19 protein-coding genes are annotated in these 19,034 nt (G+C 46.7%); 13 read left to right on the top strand and 6 right to left on the bottom strand.

Annotated features, from left to right (window positions below):
* Positions 1–13 precede the first annotated feature (13 nt).
* From waaO to ACJHX3_RS09895, 6 genes are read left to right on the top strand one after another with little or no spacing between them, the layout of a single operon-like run.
* A complete protein-coding gene (waaO, locus tag ACJHX3_RS09920) occupies positions 14–1,030 on the top strand; it encodes a lipopolysaccharide 3-alpha-galactosyltransferase (RefSeq protein ID WP_001272745.1) in 1,017 nt (338 codons plus the stop codon).
* A 16-nt stretch (positions 1,031–1,046) separates the two neighbouring features.
* Positions 1,047–2,042: a glycosyltransferase family 8 protein gene (locus ACJHX3_RS09915; RefSeq protein ID WP_001001720.1), complete on the top strand. Its 996-nt coding sequence runs from the start codon at positions 1,047–1,049 to the stop codon at positions 2,040–2,042.
* Between the two features lie 9 nt (positions 2,043–2,051).
* The gene (rfaY, locus tag ACJHX3_RS09910; protein WP_000633080.1) at positions 2,052–2,744 is read left to right on the top strand and encodes a lipopolysaccharide core heptose(II) kinase RfaY; all 693 of its coding nucleotides are present in this window, start codon (positions 2,052–2,054) and stop codon (positions 2,742–2,744) included.
* 25 nt (positions 2,745–2,769) lie between these two features.
* Positions 2,770–3,798 carry a UDP-galactose--(galactosyl) LPS alpha1,2-galactosyltransferase gene (locus ACJHX3_RS09905; protein WP_000364807.1) on the top strand — a complete coding sequence of 343 codons (1,029 nt, stop codon included), beginning with the start codon at positions 2,770–2,772 and terminating at the stop codon, positions 3,796–3,798.
* Between the two features lie 31 nt (positions 3,799–3,829).
* Positions 3,830–4,603: a glycosyltransferase family 25 protein gene (locus ACJHX3_RS09900; protein WP_001052917.1), complete on the top strand. Its 774-nt coding sequence runs from the start codon at positions 3,830–3,832 to the stop codon at positions 4,601–4,603.
* A 34-nt stretch (positions 4,604–4,637) separates the two neighbouring features.
* The gene (locus ACJHX3_RS09895; RefSeq protein ID WP_000453196.1) at positions 4,638–5,891 is read left to right on the top strand and encodes an O-antigen ligase family protein; all 1,254 of its coding nucleotides are present in this window, start codon (positions 4,638–4,640) and stop codon (positions 5,889–5,891) included.
* A 47-nt stretch (positions 5,892–5,938) separates the two neighbouring features.
* Here ACJHX3_RS09895 and rfaC read toward each other — a convergent pair whose 3' ends face one another.
* The 3 genes from rfaC to rfaD are packed head-to-tail and all read right to left on the bottom strand — an operon-like array spanning position 5,939 to position 8,890.
* Positions 5,939–6,898, bottom strand: a complete 960-nt coding sequence (rfaC, locus tag ACJHX3_RS09890; RefSeq protein ID WP_001264578.1) for a lipopolysaccharide heptosyltransferase RfaC — start codon at positions 6,896–6,898, stop codon at positions 5,939–5,941.
* A gap of 3 nt (positions 6,899–6,901) precedes the next feature.
* Positions 6,902–7,948, bottom strand: coding sequence for an ADP-heptose--LPS heptosyltransferase RfaF (gene rfaF, locus ACJHX3_RS09885; protein ID WP_000699214.1), 1,047 nt, complete (start codon positions 7,946–7,948; stop codon positions 6,902–6,904).
* Positions 7,949–7,957: 9 nt separating this feature from the next.
* Complete coding sequence (rfaD, locus tag ACJHX3_RS09880) at positions 7,958–8,890, bottom strand: ADP-glyceromanno-heptose 6-epimerase (RefSeq protein WP_000587750.1); 933 nt, start codon at positions 8,888–8,890, stop codon at positions 7,958–7,960.
* Positions 8,891–9,103: 213 nt separating this feature from the next.
* Between rfaD and kbl the strand changes: the two genes are divergently transcribed.
* The 3 genes from kbl to waaH all read left to right on the top strand — a co-directional run bounded on the left by kbl (position 9,104) and on the right by waaH (position 12,608).
* The gene (gene kbl, locus ACJHX3_RS09875; RefSeq protein ID WP_001213834.1) at positions 9,104–10,300 is read left to right on the top strand and encodes a glycine C-acetyltransferase; all 1,197 of its coding nucleotides are present in this window, start codon (positions 9,104–9,106) and stop codon (positions 10,298–10,300) included.
* A 9-nt stretch (positions 10,301–10,309) separates the two neighbouring features.
* Entirely contained in the window at positions 10,310–11,335 is a 1,026-nt protein-coding gene (gene tdh / locus ACJHX3_RS09870) for an L-threonine 3-dehydrogenase (RefSeq protein ID WP_000646014.1), read from the top strand.
* A gap of 238 nt (positions 11,336–11,573) precedes the next feature.
* On the top strand, positions 11,574–12,608 hold the full coding sequence (gene waaH, locus ACJHX3_RS09865; RefSeq protein WP_094321899.1) for a UDP-glucuronate:LPS(HepIII) glycosyltransferase: 1,035 nt from the start codon (positions 11,574–11,576) through the stop codon (positions 12,606–12,608).
* Here the strand turns inward: waaH and ACJHX3_RS09860 are convergent.
* Genes ACJHX3_RS09860 through gpmM form a run of 3 tightly spaced genes read right to left on the bottom strand, consistent with a single transcriptional unit; the run spans position 12,595 to position 16,395 of the window.
* Entirely contained in the window at positions 12,595–13,554 is a 960-nt protein-coding gene (locus tag ACJHX3_RS09860; protein WP_000483830.1) for a divergent polysaccharide deacetylase family protein, read from the bottom strand. The genes waaH and ACJHX3_RS09860 overlap by 14 nt on opposite strands.
* A 3-nt stretch (positions 13,555–13,557) precedes the next feature.
* Entirely contained in the window at positions 13,558–14,817 is a 1,260-nt protein-coding gene (gene envC / locus ACJHX3_RS09855) for a murein hydrolase activator EnvC (protein ID WP_000196271.1), read from the bottom strand.
* A gap of 33 nt (positions 14,818–14,850) precedes the next feature.
* On the bottom strand, positions 14,851–16,395 hold the full coding sequence (gene gpmM, locus ACJHX3_RS09850; RefSeq protein WP_000116566.1) for a 2,3-bisphosphoglycerate-independent phosphoglycerate mutase: 1,545 nt from the start codon (positions 16,393–16,395) through the stop codon (positions 14,851–14,853).
* Between the two features lie 244 nt (positions 16,396–16,639).
* Here gpmM and ACJHX3_RS09845 point away from each other — a divergent pair, with 244 nt between their 5' ends.
* The 4 genes from ACJHX3_RS09845 (at position 16,640) to gpsA (ending at position 19,013) form a co-directional block, all read left to right on the top strand.
* Positions 16,640–17,071, top strand: coding sequence for a rhodanese-like domain-containing protein (locus ACJHX3_RS09845; protein WP_001156181.1), 432 nt, complete (start codon positions 16,640–16,642; stop codon positions 17,069–17,071).
* A 141-nt stretch (positions 17,072–17,212) separates the two neighbouring features.
* Entirely contained in the window at positions 17,213–17,464 is a 252-nt protein-coding gene (gene grxC / locus ACJHX3_RS09840; RefSeq protein WP_000024392.1) for a glutaredoxin 3, read from the top strand.
* Positions 17,465–17,526: 62 nt separating this feature from the next.
* Complete coding sequence (secB, locus tag ACJHX3_RS09835; protein WP_000003377.1) at positions 17,527–17,994, top strand: protein-export chaperone SecB; 468 nt, start codon at positions 17,527–17,529, stop codon at positions 17,992–17,994.
* Positions 17,994–19,013 carry an NAD(P)H-dependent glycerol-3-phosphate dehydrogenase gene (gene gpsA / locus ACJHX3_RS09830; RefSeq protein WP_001076194.1) on the top strand — a complete coding sequence of 340 codons (1,020 nt, stop codon included), beginning with the start codon at positions 17,994–17,996 and terminating at the stop codon, positions 19,011–19,013. Before secB ends, gpsA begins: the two co-directional genes overlap by 1 nt.
* The last annotated feature ends 21 nt before the right edge of the window (positions 19,014–19,034 follow it).

The raw sequence follows: 19,034 nt of genomic DNA, 5'->3' as shown, positions 1-19,034 counted from the left end.
TCCGGAGAGAAATATGAGTGCCCACTATTTTAATCCACAAGAGATGATCAATAAGACAATCATCTTCGATGAAAGGCCAGCGGCGTCAGTGGCATCATCATTCCATGTTTCTTATGGCATTGATAAAAACTTTCTTTTTGGTTGTGGTGTTTCAATCACGTCAGTTTTGTTACATAACAACGACGTGAGTTTTGTTTTCCACGTTTTTATTGATGCTATCCCTGAAGCCGATATCCAGCGTTTAGCCCAATTGGCGAAAAGCTATCGTACCTGTATCCAGATCCATCTAGTAAATTGTGAACGGCTTAAGGCATTACCGACGACCAAAAATTGGTCTATTGCCATGTATTTCCGTTTTGTAATTGCAGATTACTTTATTGATCAACAAGATAAGATCCTTTACCTGGATGCTGATATCGCCTGTCAGGGAAACTTAAAGCCGCTGATAACAATGGATCTTGCCAATAACGTTGCTGCTGTTGTTACTGAACGCGATGCTAACTGGTGGTCGTTACGGGGTCAAAGTCTGCAGTGTAATGAACTTGAAAAGGGTTACTTTAATTCAGGTGTCCTGTTAATTAATACACTAGCGTGGGCGCAGGAGTCCGTTTCTGCTAAAGCGATGTCGATGCTTGCTGATAAAGCCATCGTTTCCCGTTTAACCTATATGGATCAAGATATCCTTAATCTTATCCTGTTAGGGAAAGTTAAATTCATTGATGCTAAATACAATACGCAATTTAGTTTAAATTATGAATTAAAAAAATCATTTGTTTGTCCAATTAATGATGAAACCGTATTAATTCATTATGTCGGCCCGACAAAACCCTGGCATTACTGGGCCGGTTATCCAAGTGCGCAACCTTTTATCAAAGCCAAAGAAGCATCGCCCTGGAAAAATGAACCGTTAATGCGGCCAGTTAACTCAAACTATGCTCGTTATTGCGCCAAGCATAATTTTAAACAAAATAAACCAATTAACGGGATAATGAATTATATTTATTATTTTTATTTAAAGATAATAAAATGAAATTGAGAAAAGTTAAATGAATGAATTTATAAAAGAACGGTTTTCGTATTTAGCAGATAATAAAAAAGAAAACGCCCCAGAGCTAAATGTTTCCTACGGTATCGATAAGAATTTTTTGTATGGTGCTGGCGTTTCAATTTCTTCCGTTTTGATTAATAATTCAGATATTAATTTTGTCTTTCATGTTTTCACTGATTATGTGGATGATGATTATTTAAAGTCATTTAATGAAACAGCAAAACAATTTAATACCTCAATTATTGTATATTTAATTGACCCCAAATACTTTGCTGATCTGCCGACGTCACAGTTTTGGTCGTACGCGACATACTTCAGGGTATTGTCTTTTGAATATCTGAGTGAAAGTATTTCCACACTGCTGTATCTGGATGCCGATGTTGTTTGTAAAGGAAGCCTGAAACCTCTCACAGAAATTATATTTAAAGATGAGTTTGCTGCGGTCATTCCTGACAATGATAGTACTCAGGCGGCATGTGCAAAACGCCTCAACATTCCCGAAATGAATGGACGTTATTTCAATGCAGGCGTTATCTATGTCAATCTTAAAAAATGGCATGAAGCAAATTTGACACCGTATTTACTCAAACTTTTACGAGGGGAAACTAAATATGGCTCTCTTAAATATTTAGATCAGGATGCGTTGAATATCGCATTTAATATGAATAATATCTACCTTGCGAAGGATTTTGATACTATTTATACCCTGAAAAACGAACTTTATGATCGTAGTCATCGAAAGTATCAGCAAACCATTACCGATAAAACAGTGTTGATTCACTATACAGGGATAACTAAACCATGGCATAGCTGGGCTGGATATCCGTCTGCATCATACTTTAATATCGCGCGTGAACAATCTCCCTGGAAGAAATATCCTCTTAAAGAGGCGCGGACTGTTGCAGAAATGCAGAAACAATATAAGCATCTGTTTGCCCATGGTGAGTATATAAAAGGCATAACTTCATTAATTAAGTACAAGCTTAAGAAATAAATTACTCTTATGATTACAAGTATACGTTATCGCGGCTTCTCATTTTATTACAAAGATAATGATAATAAATATAAAGAAATCTTTGATGAAATACTGGCCTATAATTTTAAAACAGTAAAAGTATTACGTAATATTGATGATACCAAAGTATCGTTGATTGATACGAAATATGGTCGCTATGTTTTTAAAGTCTTTGCTCCGAAAACGAAAAGGAATGAACGTTTTTTTAAATCTTTTGTAAAAGGTGACTACTATCAGAATTTGATCGTTGAAACCGATCGTGTCAGAAGTGCAGGTCTTACTTTTCCTAATGATTTTTATTTTCTGGCTGAGCGTAAATTTTTCAACTATGCCAGTGTTTTTATCATGCTTATCGAGTATGTCGAGGGCGTAGAGCTCAATGATATGCCGATTATTCCAGAAAATGTTAAAGCAGAAATTAAGGCTTCAATGGAAAAATTGCATGCCTTAAATATGCTATCGGGCGACCCACACCGGGGTAACTTTATCGTTAGTAAAGATGGTGTCAGGATAATTGACCTATCCGGTAAAAGCTGTACGGCAGAGCGTAAAGCTCGTGATCGTCTGGCCATGGAACGTCACCTGGGTATTGCCAACGAAATAAAAGATTATGGCTACTATTCAGTAATCTACAGAACCAAACTACGCAAATTTATTAAAAAATTAAAAGGCAAAGCGTAAACCACACAGTCAAAACGGAACCAACATGGATTTATTAGCTGAGAGTATTACTGAAGTCACTGTCTCTGGGAAAATTACTAACACCGATCGTGTGTTAAATATCGCTTACGGTATTGACCGCAACTTTTTATTTGGTGCGGCAGTATCTATGCAATCAGTTATTATGCATAACCCGGACCTTGCGGTTAAGTTTCATCTCTTTACCGACTACATTGATGAAGATTATCTACAACGTGTTAACGCTTTTACCAGCAAAAATGCTAACGTTGAAGTAAGAATTTATAAAGTCTCCAGTGCCTTTATTGATATCTTCCCCAGCCTGAAACAGTGGTCTTATGCAACATTCTTCCGTTTAGTTGCGTTCCAGTATCTGAGTGAAGTTATTGAAAATCTGTTATATATCGATGCTGATGTCATCTGTAAAGGCTCATTAGCTGGATTGCTTGATATTAATTTTGATGGCGATAAGTTCGCAGCTGTTATTAAAGATGTGCCTTTTATGCAGGAAAAACCAGCGAAGCGTCTGGCTATAGAGGGACTTCCAGGTAATTATTTCAACGCCGGTGTAGTATATCTGCAGCTTGAAGCATGGGCGAAAAATGATTTTATGAATAAAGCCATTGCTATGCTGGCAAGTGACCCGCAGCATACGAAGTATAAATGCCTTGATCAGGATATTTTAAATATTCTGTTCTTTGGTCATTGTATTTTTATTAGCGGCGATTATGATTGCTTTTATGGCATTGACTATGAGTTAAAAAATAAAAGCGATGAAGATTATAAAAAGACCATTACCGATGATACTAAGCTGATTCATTATGTTGGCGTAACGAAGCCCTGGAACGACTGGACGAATTATCCCTGCCAGAAGTATTTTAATGAGGCTTATCAGGCTTCTTGCTGGAATGATGTGGCGTTTATTCCAGCCACGAATGAAAAGCAGTATCAAGTGAAATCCAGACATTTGAAAAGAAATGGTAATATTGCATCTTCATTTTACTATTTCATGCTCTATTATAGTAAGAAAATAGCGCGTAAGCATTTTTCCAAATAATTATTAAGATTAATCACCCTGAGATTTTTTAATGAACTTGCCCATTTATATTGTCTCACTTAAAAGAGATATTGAGCGAAGAAATAAAATAAATGATGTTTTTCATCGATTAAATATTAATTTTGATTTTTTTGATGCCATAGATGCTAAAGACCCTCAAAATAAAGAAATTATTGATAAAATGAGATTAAGTGGTGTCGGCGCAGAAATGACTGATGGAGAAATTGCTTGTACATTAAGTCATCAGCTTATATATAAGGATATGATAGATAAAAATATAGAATGGGCAGTCATTCTCGAGGATGATGTTATCGTCAATGAGAAATTTAAAAAATTTCTGCAATATTTTAATCTTCCTGAAAAAGACAAGTTAAAACATAATAATTTGTATTTGCTTGGAGGACAGAAAGGATTACATGATTATCCGGTATTGGGGCAAAGCCTTTTTAGTAAAGTTAAGGTAAGTACTTGTACTTTTCGGCGTGTTAATTTCAATAAAAATAAAATTCGTCGTACATGTTCATATTTGATGAATAAAGATATGGCACAAAAGTTGCTCAAATTGACAAAGGATTATGGCACCTATCGAGCTGATAGCTGGAAGTTAATGCATCAACATAATATTATAAAAGAGTTTTATTTAGACGAAATAATATTACATCCTATTTTAAATGAGTTTAATAGTCATCTTGAAAGTGAAAGGCTATTAACATCGGAAAAAAAACAACCTAGAACAAGGCTTCAGAAAAGAATGAAGTTTATACGCTCCTGGATAAAGGTGGCTTTTTTTTCTCTTTTGAAATGAGATTGTTAATTTCAATTTGTTGTGAGATATTAACGTGGAAGTAAAAATTGAGCAATTTCGAAATAATAGCTGTAATTTTATTTTTTTATTGTATTTAATCGGTTTGTTGTTTGTGCCAATTGATCTTAATATCACCACTAAAATAATTAATGCGACAGGTGCATTTTCTCTTTTCTTATTAATTGTAAATAAAAAGCACAATTATAATAAAAATGTCATTATATTAATTCTTGGTTTACTTCTTTTGGGTGCAATGAACCTTATATGGTATGAATTTTATAAAACAGAAGATGTAGTATATAGAAATGCTTATCGAGGCTACCTTGAGTCTGGAAAACTATTAGTATTTAGCTCGTTGACATTTTTATTACTAAGTAAAAATAAATTCAGGCAAAATGAAAAACTACATTTTATTTCAGCTATCTTAGTTCAAATAATCATGCTATGTAGAGCATATTATCAAGGGATATATTTGCATGCAGACCGCATTCCCCTCTCCGCCATGAATGGGAATATTGGTCAGATGGGGGCAGCGACTATTGCGGCTTATGTGATTACATTTACAACTTTATATTCTTCAATTGTATTCATAAAAATGCAATCGAAATATAAATGGTTTCTATTTTATGCTAACTTTGCTTTAAGCTTTGCAGCAGTAATGATGACAGGAACGCGTGCGGCAATTTTCACATTCCCACTTATGATTATGGTCATATTATTTCTTCAGCATCGTGATCAAAAAGTGTTTTTATTTAAAGGATTGAGTGGTGTTTTTATATTGCTACTTGCTTGTGGTTTGATATTTAATAAGGAAATTGATAGGCGAATTAATTCATTAAAAGCTGATGTTATTTCATATGCTACAAAAAATAACAGTCAATCCTCGGTCGGAGCACGTTTTGCAATGGTTAATGCAGGAATTAAAGGAAGTCCTGATGGTTTTAATTGGCAATCTCTTGAGCAGCGTGCTGAAAAGATAAAAGCATTAAGTGCAGAAAATAATATTTATAGTGGAGCTTTATTATTCCTTGATGTACATATGCATAACGAAATTGTGGAATCTCTTTCCACGAAAGGAAAAATTGGTCTTCTTGTTCTTATTATGTTCTATGTTGCAATGATCTATTACTGTATACGAGAGAAAAAATATATACTCTTGGTTTTCCCTGCTTCTATTATGTTATTTGGCATTAGTGATGTCATTACACATGCTAAACCAATACCGGCATCGTGGATTGTGTGCCTCTTCCTGTCTATATCGTTTTTGAGTAAAAATGAACCACAATAATAAAAGCGTTGACTAAGTAAGTGGGTATAATGCCCACTTACTATTTATTAAATTAATGTGATTTTTTTATAAACAGCCGCTGCTTCTAAATTATTTAAATTCATTAGCGGAGCCCTACAAACCACCTGATTCTTCCCATATCCGCCAATTAATCCCGGATCGGTTGGTCCATAAACCGTGATATTCGGTCTATCCAGTGCCGCCGTTAAATGGCTTAACCCCGTATCCACCGACACTACAAATTTAGCCCCAGCCAGCACGCGGGCAACGCCTTCCAGACTCATCTTCGGCAATACTTCAACATAAGCAAATCCTTCCGCCAGTCGTTTCGCCCGTTCTTCCTCATGCGGCGCGCCCCACGGAAGTTTAATCCGTATTCCTGAATCTGCCAGTAAACCAATCAAATCTCGCCAGTGTTCTTCCGGCCAGTGTTTATCATCACGGGTCGTCGCATGAAGAAATACGGCATATTCGCCAGCATCTGTAGGCAGGTTCGTCAAGAAATGCTGTGCAATAGCATAATCGCCCTGGGTTTGCGGTTTGCTATAGCCCAGACTTTTGGCAAACAGTTCGCGGGTGCGTTCTACGGCGTGCTGCTGTTTTGCAATATGATGCTTACGATTGTAAAACAGGCTGGCTAAAGGTTCGCGAGCGGTTTGCCAGTCCATTCCATGCTTTACGCCATGCGCCAGACGCGTCACCAGCGCCGCGCTTTTTACCAGCCCCTGAGCGTCGATAACTGCGTCATAGTTCTCTGCTTGTAGCGCTTCACGAAACGCTTTCCGTTCAGCTTTTATGGGGGCCGAGAACCAGGCTTTACGCCAGCGACGTATTGCCACAGGAATAACTCGCTCAACGGCGGCGTGCCAGGAAGGAATCTGTGCGAACCCTTCTTCCACCACCCAGTCAAACTTAATCCCTGGGATTGCCTGCTGGGCATCAGTGAGTGCGGGCAGCGTATGGAGAACATCGCCCATCGACGATGTTTTAACGATCAAAACCCGCATCCGTCAGGTTTCCTCTTGTAACAATAGCGCGTTGAGTTCTTCCAGTACGCGCTGGGGAGTAATGTCGATCAAGCTCTGGTGATAACCCTCCGCAGCGTCACCTTTACGCACTTTGTGATAGCCGGTAATCAGGCGGATCACGCGTGCTTTATGGGATAGCGGCGGTGTGAAGTCCGGGCTACTCGGACCATACAAGGCAACCAGCGGACGATTGAGCGCCGCCGCAACGTGCATCAGGCCAGAATCGTTAGTGACAATGGCTTTACAGGCTGCAATCAGGATAACCGCTTGATCAAGCTGTGTTTCCCCTGCCAGGTTCCGGCACCATGCCTGCTGCTCGGTATTTAAAGCGGCAAGAATCTCATTGCCCGCTTCATGATCTTTCGCCGAGCCAAACAGAACCACCTGATAACCTTCATCAATCAGTTGCTTTGCCAGTTCTGCATAGTGGTAGTGTGGCCAGCGTTTTGCCGGACCAAACTCCGCACCCGGGCAAAAGCCAATCATCGGACGTTCTGATGAAAGCGAAAATTGATTACAGGTATATGATTTTTCACCTTCGCTCACCTGCAACTGCGGCCATAACAATGGTTGCGGCAGATCTTGTGCTGTGCGCATAACGCCTTTGTCATAGGCCAGCGCGACATAGCGTTCCACCATTAGCGGCCAGGCTTCTTTATCGAGCACACGTACATCGTTGAGTAAACCGTAGCGCATCTCGCCGCGCCAGCCGGTGCGATGAGGAATACCCGCGAAGAAAGGCACTAATGCAGATTTGAAGGAGTTGGGTAAGATGTAGGCGCGGTCGTAGCGCTTTTCACGCAGGCTATGACCCAGTTTGCGGCGTTCGCCGATTTCCAGCGCTCCGTGACCGAGAGGCATAGGGATAGCTTCGTTAACTTCCGGCATCCGCGATAATAATGGACGGCACCATGCCGGTGCCATCACATCGATTATCGCCTGGGGATAGCGCGCCTGGAGCGTGCGATAGAGACTTTGCGACATCATCATGTCGCCAACCCAAGACGGGCCGATCACCAGTATTTTCATGCAGAGCTCTTATGCGTCGCGATTCAGCCAGGCCATATATTCCGTTACGCCTTCGGCAACGGTTTTGAACGGTTTGTCATAACCCGCCGCGCGCAGATTCGTCAGATCTGCCTGCGTGAACGCCTGATAGCGGCCTTTCAGTTTATCCGGGAACGGAATGTATTCGATCTGGCCTTTCTTGTGATAAGCAAGCGTTGCATCGGCTACCGCCTGGAAGGATTCCGCACGACCAGTACCGAGGTTGAAGATGCCGGAAACGCCATTTTCCAGGAACCACAGGTTTACATCTGCCACGTCGCCCACATAGACGAAGTCACGTTTGAAGTTCTCGCTACCTTCGAACAGCTTCGGTGATTCACCGTTGTTAAGCTGAGTGTTGAGATGGAAAGCGACGCTCGCCATGCTGCCTTTATGGCCTTCACGCGGTCCATAAACGTTGAAATAGCGGAAGCCAACAATCTGCGAGTTGGCTTCCGGCAGGATTTGGCGAACATATTCATCAAACAGGAATTTTGAGTAACCGTAGACATTCAACGGTTTTTCATATTCGCGGGATTCAATAAAGTCGGAGGTGCGACCGCCGTAAGTGGCTGCAGAAGAAGCGTACAGGAACGGGATTTCGCGCTCCAGGCAGTAGTGCAGCAGCTCTTTGGAGTATTGATAGTTGTTATCCATCATATACTTGCCGTCCCACTCGGTGGTGGAAGAGCACGCACCTTCGTGGAAAATCGCTTCGACATCGCCGAACTCTTCGCCAGCCATAATCTGGATCAGGAAGTCTTCCTTATCCATATAGTCCGCGATATCCAGATCCACCAGGTTCACAAACTTGGTGCCGTCTTTCAGGTTATCCACCACCAGAATATCGGTGATGCCTTTGTCATTCAGGGCTTTAACGATGTTGCTGCCGATAAAGCCCGCGCCGCCGGTAACGATGATCATAACTGTAACCTTCGAATTATGGAGTCAGAGACAATCTCAGACACGAATGCTTCTATCATATCACTACACGGCGTTGGCTTCAGCCATTCGCCAAAAGTGAGATTGATGGACGTTATTTATCCTGAATTTTGCAGAAGTGTTAACGCGTCATCTCGTCGCGACCTATAAGTTTGGGTAATATGTGCTGGAATTTGCCCTGTCTGGAGAATCGCAATGCGTGGAGAATTTTATCAGCAGTTAACCAACGATCTGGAAACCGCACGGGCGGAAGGGTTGTTTAAAGAAGAGCGCATTATTACGTCTGCGCAGCAAGCAGATATCACTGTGGCTGATGGAAGCCACGTCATTAACTTTTGTGCCAATAACTATCTCGGACTGGCGAATCATCCGGATCTGATTGCGGCGGCAAAGGCGGGAATGGATTCTCACGGTTTCGGCATGGCTTCGGTGCGTTTTATTTGCGGCACTCAGGACAGCCATAAAGAGCTTGAACAAAAACTGGCGGCCTTCCTGGGGATGGAAGATGCGATTCTCTACTCTTCCTGCTTTGATGCTAACGGTGGCCTGTTCGAAACGCTGTTGGGCGCGGAAGACGCCATTATCTCCGACGCACTGAACCACGCGTCTATTATTGATGGTGTGCGTCTGTGCAAAGCTAAACGCTATCGTTATGCCAACAACGATATGCAGGAGCTGGAAGCACGTCTGAAAGAAGCGCGTGAAGCCGGTGCGCGTCATGTGCTGATTGCCACCGATGGTGTGTTCTCAATGGACGGCGTGATTGCCAACCTGAAGGGCGTTTGCGATCTGGCAGATAAATACGATGCCCTGGTGATGGTAGACGACTCCCACGCGGTCGGTTTTGTCGGTGAAAATGGTCGTGGTTCCCATGAATACTGCGATGTGATGGGCCGGGTCGATATTATCACCGGTACGCTTGGTAAAGCGCTGGGCGGGGCTTCTGGTGGTTATACCGCGGCGCGCAAAGAAGTGGTTGAGTGGCTGCGCCAGCGTTCTCGTCCGTACCTGTTCTCCAACTCGCTGGCACCGGCCATTGTTGCCGCTTCCATCAAAGTGCTGGAGATGGTCGAAGCGGGTAGCGAGCTGCGTGACCGTCTGTGGGCGAACGCGCGTCAGTTCCGTGAGCAAATGTCGGCGGCGGGCTTTACCCTGGCGGGAGCCGATCACGCCATTATTCCGGTCATGCTTGGCGATGCGGTAGTAGCGCAGAAATTTGCTCGTGAGCTGCAAAAAGAGGGGATTTACGTCACCGGTTTCTTCTATCCGGTCGTTCCGAAAGGTCAGGCGCGTATTCGTACCCAGATGTCTGCGGCGCATACCCCTGAGCAAATTACGCGTGCAGTAGAAGCATTCACGCGTATTGGTAAACAACTGGGCGTTATCGCCTGAGGATGTGAGATGAAAGCGTTATCCAAACTGAAAGCGGAAGAGGGCATCTGGATGACCGACGTTCCTGTACCGGAACTCGGGCATAACGATCTGCTGATTAAAATCCGTAAAACAGCCATCTGCGGGACTGACGTTCACATCTATAACTGGGATGAGTGGTCGCAAAAAACTATCCCGGTGCCGATGGTCGTGGGCCATGAATATGTCGGTGAAGTGGTAGGTATTGGTCAGGAAGTGAAAGGCTTCAAGATTGGCGATCGCGTTTCTGGCGAAGGCCATATCACCTGCGGTCACTGTCGCAACTGTCGTGGCGGTCGTACCCATCTGTGCCGCAACACGATCGGCGTCGGTGTTAACCGTCCGGGCTGCTTCGCCGAGTATCTGGTGATTCCGGCGTTCAACGCCTTCAAAATCCCTGACAATATCTCCGATGATCTGGCTTCCATTTTTGATCCCTTCGGTAACGCCGTGCATACCGCGCTGTCGTTTGATCTGGTGGGCGAGGATGTGCTGGTCTCTGGTGCAGGCCCGATTGGTATTATGGCGGCGGCGGTGGCGAAACACGTTGGTGCACGTAACGTGGTGATTACTGATGTTAACGAATACCGCCTTGAGTTGGCGCGTAAAATGGGTATCACCCGTGCGGTTAACGTCGCTAAAGAGAACCTCAATGATGTGATGGCAGAACTGGGCATGACCGAAGGCTTTGATGTCGGTCTGGAAATGTCCGGTGCGCCGCCAGCGTTTCGTACCATGCTCGACACCATGAACCACGGCGGTCGTATTGCGATGCTGGGTATTCCACCGTCTGATATGTCTATCGACTGGACCAAAGTGATCTTTAAAGGATTGTTCATTAAAGGTATTTACGGTCGTGAGATGTTTGAAACCTGGTACAAGATGGCGGCGCTGATTCAGTCTGGCCTCGATCTTTCGCCGATCATTACCCATCGTTTCTCTATCGATGATTTCCAGAAGGGCTTTGACGCCATGCGTTCGGGCCAGTCCGGGAAAGTTATCCTGAGCTGGGATTAACACAAACAAGGGCTGGTATTCCAGCCCTTTTTCCTGAGGATAATCTGTTAAATATGTAAAATGCTGTCAGTAAAATAAAGAATGGGTAATTGCGCTGATCTCTTATATAGCTGTTCTCATTATCTCTCTACCCTGAAGTGACTCTCTCACCTGTAAAAATAATATCTCACAGGCTTAATAGTTTCTTAATACAAAGCCTGTAAAACGTCAGGATAACTTCAGAGGTCGTCGGTAATTTATGATGAACAGCACCAATAAACTTAGTGTTATTATCCCGTTATATAATGCGGGCGATGATTTCCGCACGTGTATGGAATCTTTAATTACGCAAACCTGGACTGCTCTGGAAATCATTATTATTAACGATGGTTCAACGGATAATTCTGTTGAAATAGCAAAGCATTACGCAGAAAACTATCCGCACGTTCGTTTGTTGCATCAGGCGAATGCTGGCGCATCGGTGGCGCGTAATCGTGGGATCGAGGCGGCGACGGGCAAATATGTCGCTTTTGTCGATGCTGACGATGAGGTGTATCCCACCATGTACGAAACGCTGATGACCATGGCGTTAGAGGACGACCTCGACGTAGCGCAGTGCAACGCTGACTGGTGTTTTCGTGAAACGGGAGAAACCTGGCAATCCATCCCCACCGATCGCCTTCGCTCAACCGGCGTATTAACCGGCCCGGATTGGTTGCGGATGGGGCTTTCTTCCCGCCGTTGGACTCACGTTGTCTGGATGGGGATTTATCGCCGCGATGTTATTGTAAAAAATAACATTAAATTTATTGCCGGATTACATCATCAGGATATTGTCTGGACAACAGAATTCATGTTTAACGCGCTGCGTGCGCGATATACCGAGCAATCGTTATATAAATATTATCTGCATAATACGTCAGTGAGTCGGTTGAACAGACAAGGGAATAAAAACCTTAATTATCAACGTCACTATATTAAGATTACCCGCCTGCTAGAGAAATTAAATCGAAATTATGCCGACAAAATTACGATTTATCCGGAATTTCATCAGCAAATAACTTACGAAGCATTGCGTGTTTGCCATGCGGTGCGCAAAGAGCCGGATATTATTACCCGCCAACGGATGATTGCCGAGATATTTACTTCCGGTATGTATAAGCGCCTGATTATCAATGTGCGCAGCGTGAAGGTGGGTTATCAGGCGTTACTGTGGTCTTTCCGCTTATGGCAATGGCGCGACAAAACGCGGTCGCACCATCGCATTACGCGTAGCGCCTTTAATTTACGCTAGCGTTAAGCTTCGCCGCTTCAGGCTGTTTGCCCCAGCCTTGCCACTGATGCTGGAAGTAAACGATCAGCGTGCTCTGGCTGATGCTTTCGCTTAATACTTCAAAGAAGCGATTAGCATAAACAGGTTCTATCGGTTTCTTCGGTTTGCAGAGCTTCACGCCACGGAACGGATTACGCGGTGTGTCGGGCACAGTGTTTTTCGGCGGTGTAGACGTATCAACCTGCGGTTCATTCAGCAAGCTGCTGGCTTTCACCAGCGTAATGTCTGGCGGCAGGTTATAAACCATCTGTTGTAACACGCGTACCGTGGAAGGGTGAGGATGCCCAATGGCAATGGTCGAACCGTTGCGACGTGCCAGGTCAATTGCGCGATTGAATTGCACACGGATGTCCGCTTCATTTTGCGAATCGTCGAGGAACACTTTCCGTTTGATCACCTTCACGCCAGTGCCTTGCGCTGCGCGCATCGCCTGGGTATTACCGATGGTTACGCTGTCGAGGAAGTAAAGATTGTAACGCTCCAGCGCCTGCATCACTTTCTGCATACCAAACAGGTTAGAGGTCATCTTGCTGCCCATGTGGTTGTTGATCCCCACGGCATAGGGCACGTTATTGACCGCACTACGAATAATGCGCTCAATTTCGTCGCTGCTCATCTCCGGGCGTAGCGTATTTTTCTCCAGCGGCTGTTTACTCAGTGGTGCCATCGGTAGATGAATCAACACTTCGTGACCGCTGTTATGCGCTTTGGTCGCCATCTCTCTGGCGTGCGGTGAATCGGGTAATACAGCGACGGAGATAGCGGAAGGCATCGCCAGCACCTGGTTTTCGTTGTGCGGGCGATACCCAAAATCATCAATGACGATGGCAAGCTTGCCAGCAATTACGGGGGAGGAGAGCGCCAACAGAGCGGCAAATGCAAGAACGTTACGACGAAATGGAAACAAAACTTATCTTCCCAACCACGGCTGTGGATTGACCGCCTGACCCTGGCGGCGAATTTCGAAATAGAGTGAAGGCCGACCCTGACCGCCACTGCTGCCCACCAGTGCAATCGGCTGGCCCGCGCGAACCTGCGAACCAACGCTCACCAGTGCGCTCTGATTATAGCCGTAAAGACTCATGTCGCCTTTACCATGCTCAACCACCACCACCAGACCGTAGCCTTGCAGCCAGTCAGCCAGAATCACCCGACCGTCGGCAATTGCTTTAACTTCAGTACCTTCAGAGGCACCGATAACCATTCCTTTCCAGCGTAATTCACCCTGTAGCTGCTCGCCATAGCGATGCAGCGTCGGCCCGCGAACTGGCCAGAATGCCTGACCACGCGGCGCACCCAGGCCACCAGTTCGGGACATCAGCGATTTTTCGCTTTCGGTCGGTTTGTAGGTGGTGCCTTTGCGCGTTGCTTCTTTCTGGCGGTCGCGAACCGCCTGGGCCTCACGCGCTTCTCGTTCAGCACGCGCTTTCGCCGCGGCTTCCGCACGGGCAATGCTGTTACGCAGACGGGATTCGTTGGCGCGCAGCTCGCTCAACTGTTGCTGACCTTGCTGGATGGAAGACTCCAGCCCTGCCAGCGTCTTTTTACGCTCGTTCAGCGCCTGGGTCAGCTTCGCCTGTTGGGCGCGTTGTTCGTATAACAGCGTTTGCTGCTCGCTCTGTTTCTCTTCCAGCTCGGCGCGTTGCATAGCGACTTCTTCACGCGTTTGTTTCAACTGAGCAATGGTTTCTTGTCGCGCCTGGTTGAGATAGCCGAAATAAGCCTGTAAACGCTGTCCACGCTGGCTTTCTTCACCGCTGAGAATCAGCTGAATACCGGTATGCTCGCCCTGACGGAATGCGGCATCCAGTTGCGCGGCGAGGCTGCGCTCCTGGGCGGCTTTTTGCTGCTCCAGTTTGGCAATCGACGCGTTCATCTCATCAATCTGTTTATTCAGTTGATTGAGCGTGTTTTGCGTTTCGCGCAGCTTACGGGTGGCTTCCGAGATCGCTTCTTCCTGCTTTTTCAACTGAGCAAGCAGGCTGGAGCGTTGTTGTTGCTTTTGGCGTACCGCGCGCTCTTTCGCGGCGATATCGGCCTGAATAGATTTGAGTTGGTCACGCTCATCCGCGTGGGCGGAAAAGGCGCACAACAATACGCCAGCGCTAAGAACGCTGGCGTAGATGATGGGCCTGATTGCAAACCTGCGCGGTTTCACGGCCCGTGTCATGGTATTAATCGCCTTTCCCCTCATGGGGAGGGATTATTCCACGATGAACAGCGGCTTACCAGTCATCTCTTGCGGGATTTCCATACCCATCAGCGACAACATGGTCGGCGCGATGTCAGAAAGTTTGCCGCCTTCAACCGCTTTCACGTTCTTATCACCAACATAAATCAGCGGAACTGGCAGGTTGGTGTGTGCCGTGTGTGCCTGACCCGTTGCCGGATCGCGCATCTGTTCAGCGTTACCGTGGTCAGCGGTGATCAGCAGTTGTCCACCCACGGACTCAACTGCTTTCGCGACTTCTTCCACGCAGTGATCCAGCGCTTCAACCGCTTTAACCGCCGCTTCCATCACCCCGGTGTGACCTACCATGTCGCCGTTCGGATAGTTACAGATAATGGTGTCGTATTTGCCGCTCTTGATTGCCGCAACCAGTTTTTCGGTCAGCTCTGCGGAGCTCATTTCCGGTTGCAGATCGTAGGTAGCCACTTTCGGTGAGTTGATCAGAATGCGATCTTCGCCTTTGAACGACTCTTCTACGCCACCGTTGAAGAAGAAAGTAACGTGGGCATATTTTTCGGTTTCGGAAATACGTAACTGAGTTTTGTCGTTTTTCGCCATCCACTCGCCGAAGGTGTTAACCAGGGAAGCGGGTGGGTAAGCAACCGCAGTTTTGATGTCAGCGGCGTATTCGGTCAGCATCACGAAATCGACGTTAACCACTTTCTTACGCGCGAAGCCATCGAAATCAGCGTTCACGAATGCACGAGTGATTTCACGTGCGCGGTCAGCACGGAAGTTCATGAAAATCAGCGCATCGCCGTCTTCCATTGCCGCGTCTGGCTGACCTTCTGCACGGATAACGGTCGCTTTCACGAATTCGTCGTTTTCGTCGCGAGCATAAGCAGCCTGCAAACCAGCAACGGCGGTATCGGCCTGGAACTCACCCTGCGCCAGAGTTAGCAGGTCATAAGCTTTTTCAACGCGATCCCAACGGTTATCGCGGTCCATGGCGTAGTAACGACCAATGATGGACGCTACGCGGCCTTTGCCCAGTGCGGCAAATTTTTCTTCGAATTTTTTCAGCGAGGATTCGGCACTGCGCGGTGGAGTGTCGCGACCGTCAAGGAATGCGTGCAGGTAGATTTTTTCTGCGCCGCGTTCAGCGGCCAGTTCTACCATCGCCATGATGTGATCTTCGTGGCTGTGTACGCCGCCTGCGGACAGCAGACCCATAATGTGAACTGCTTTGCCTGCGTTTTTCGCTTTATCTACCGCGCCAGTCAGTACCGGGTTAGCGAAGAAAGCGCGATCTTTGATTTCAACGTCCAGACGAGTCAGGTCCTGATACACGATGCGGCCGGCACCCAGGTTAACGTGGCCTACTTCGGAGTTACCCATCTGACGGTCAGGCAGACCGACTTCCAGACCGGAAGCGTCGATCAGGGTATGCGGACGATTGGCCCACAGTGCATCCATTACCGGGGTTTTAGCACTAAAAATGGCGTTATCCTGCTGTTCTTCACGATAGCCATAGCCATCCAGAATCACCAGTACCATAGGTTTTTTAGAAACCGACATTGCGACAACCTCATACTCAAGAGTCAAAATTTGCGTAATTTTACTACAGCTGAATCGATAAAATAGCCTCTGAAGATCAAAATATACGACCGCTCGCAGCAAGCCGATGCCAGATTTGCGCTTTTTTTTCGTCGCGCCCCGCAAAATTGCATTCCAGTTAACGCGCTGGCTGTATTTGCCGCACCGCGCAGGTATACTCCTTTCCTGGTTTTTTTAATCACTACGTCGGGAGTTGTTACCCCCCATGCAAGAAATTATGCAATTTGTTGGCCGTCATCCCATACTGAGTATCGCCTGGATCGCGTTACTGGTGGCGGTTCTTGTGACTACGTTTAAGAGCCTGACCTCGAAAGTGAAGGTGATTACTCGTGGTGAAGCTACGCGTCTGATCAACAAAGAAGACGCTGTGGTTGTGGATTTACGTCAGCGTGATGACTTCCGTAAAGGCCATATCGCAGGTTCTATCAACCTGTTGCCGAGCGAAATCAAAGCCAACAATGTTGGTGAGCTTGAGAAGCACAAAGACAAACCGGTTATCGTGGTAGACGGTTCTGGCATGCAGTGCCAGGAGCCTGCAAACGCGCTGACGAAAGCTGGTTTTGCGCAAGTATTCGTGCTGAAAGAGGGCGTTGCTGGCTGGGCTGGCGAAAACTTACCTCTGGTGCGCGGCAAATAATTTACCTGTCGTCTTTCATGATGCAGGCCGTTAGCTGCAATTAGGCCCCCAGCGACTTATTGTTATAAGCTTCTGGGGACACTCCATTTTGCAGCCGCCCTGCAACATGAAATTTCAGGGTAAAAAAACAGGAGCTAAGTTATGGCCAATGTTGAAATCTATACCAAAGAAACCTGCCCGTATTGCCATCGTGCGAAAGCACTGCTGAGCAGCAAGGGCGTGAGTTTTCAGGAGTTGCCGATCGATGGCAACGCCGCTAAGCGTGAAGAGATGATCAAACGCAGCGGGCGCACCACGGTTCCCCAGATTTTTATTGACGCACAGCACATTGGCGGCTGTGATGACTTGTATGCATTGGATGCACGTGGTGGACTGGATCCCCTGCTGAAATAACGTGTGAACGTTGGCATTACATTGCGCAGTATTTAAGGACAACACTTAAGGGTTTTCTACACATGTCAGAACAAAACAACACCGAAATGACTTTCCAGATCCAACGTATTTATACCAAGGATATTTCTTTCGAAGCGCCGAACGCGCCGCACGTTTTCCAGAAAGATTGGCAGCCAGAAGTTAAACTTGATCTGGATACGGCATCTTCTCAACTGGCAGATGACGTTTACGAAGTGGTACTGCGTGTTACCGTAACGGCCTCCCTGGGCGAAGAAACCGCGTTCCTGTGTGAAGTTCAGCAGGGCGGTATTTTCTCCATCGCGGGTATCGAAGGCACCCAGATGGCACATTGCCTGGGTGCATACTGCCCGAACATTCTGTTCCCGTATGCTCGTGAGTGCATCACCAGCATGGTATCCCGCGGTACATTCCCGCAACTGAACCTTGCGCCGGTTAACTTCGATGCGCTGTTCATGAACTATTTGCAGCAGCAGGCTGGCGAAGGTACTGAAGAACATCAGGATGCCTGATGAACCAACGTAATGCTTCAATGACTGTGATCGGTGCCGGCTCGTACGGCACCGCTCTTGCCATCACCCTGGCAAGAAATGGCCACGAGGTTGTCCTCTGGGGCCATGACCCTGAACATATCGCAACGCTTGAACGCGACCGCTGTAACGCCGCGTTTCTCCCCGATGTGCCTTTTCCCGATACGCTCCATCTTGAAAGCGATCTCGCCACTGCGCTGGCAGCCAGCCGTAATATTCTCGTCGTCGTACCCAGCCATGTCTTTGGTGAAGTGCTGCGTCAGATTAAACCGCTGATGCGTCCTGATGCGCGTCTGGTGTGGGCGACCAAAGGTCTGGAAGCGGAAACCGGGCGTCTGTTGCAGGACGTGGCGCGTGAGGCGTTAGGCGATCAAATTCCGCTGGCGGTTATCTCTGGCCCAACGTTTGCGAAAGAACTGGCGGCAGGTTTACCGACGGCTATTTCGCTGGCCTCGACCGACCAGACCTTTGCCGATGATCTCCAGCAGCTGCTGCACTGCGGCAAAAGTTTCCGCGTTTACAGCAACCCGGATTTCATTGGCGTGCAGCTTGGCGGCGCGGTGAAAAACGTCATCGCCATTGGCGCGGGGATGTCCGACGGTATCGGTTTTGGTGCGAATGCGCGTACGGCGCTGATCACCCGTGGGCTGGCTGAAATGTCGCGTCTTGGTGCGGCGCTGGGGGCCGATCCTGCCACCTTTATGGGCATGGCGGGGCTGGGCGATTTGGTGCTGACCTGTACCGACAACCAGTCGCGTAACCGCCGTTTTGGCATGATGCTCGGTCAGGGCATGGATGTACAAAGCGCGCAGGAGAAGATTGGTCAGGTGGTTGAAGGCTACCGCAATACGAAAGAAGTCCGCGAACTGGCGCATCGCTTCGGCGTTGAAATGCCAATAACCGAGGAAATTTATCAAGTATTATATTGCGGAAAAAACGCGCGCGAGGCAGCATTGACGTTATTAGGTCGTGCACGCAAGGACGAGCGCAGCAGCCACTAATCCCAGGGAACTTTGTTACCG

It is taken from the genome of Escherichia sp. WS1265, from assembly GCF_046487585.1.
In the GTDB taxonomy this organism is placed as follows: domain Bacteria; phylum Pseudomonadota; class Gammaproteobacteria; order Enterobacterales; family Enterobacteriaceae; genus Escherichia; species Escherichia coli.
The sequence above is the reverse complement of the archived record's forward strand: the minus strand, read 5'-3'. Positions and strand labels throughout refer to the sequence as shown.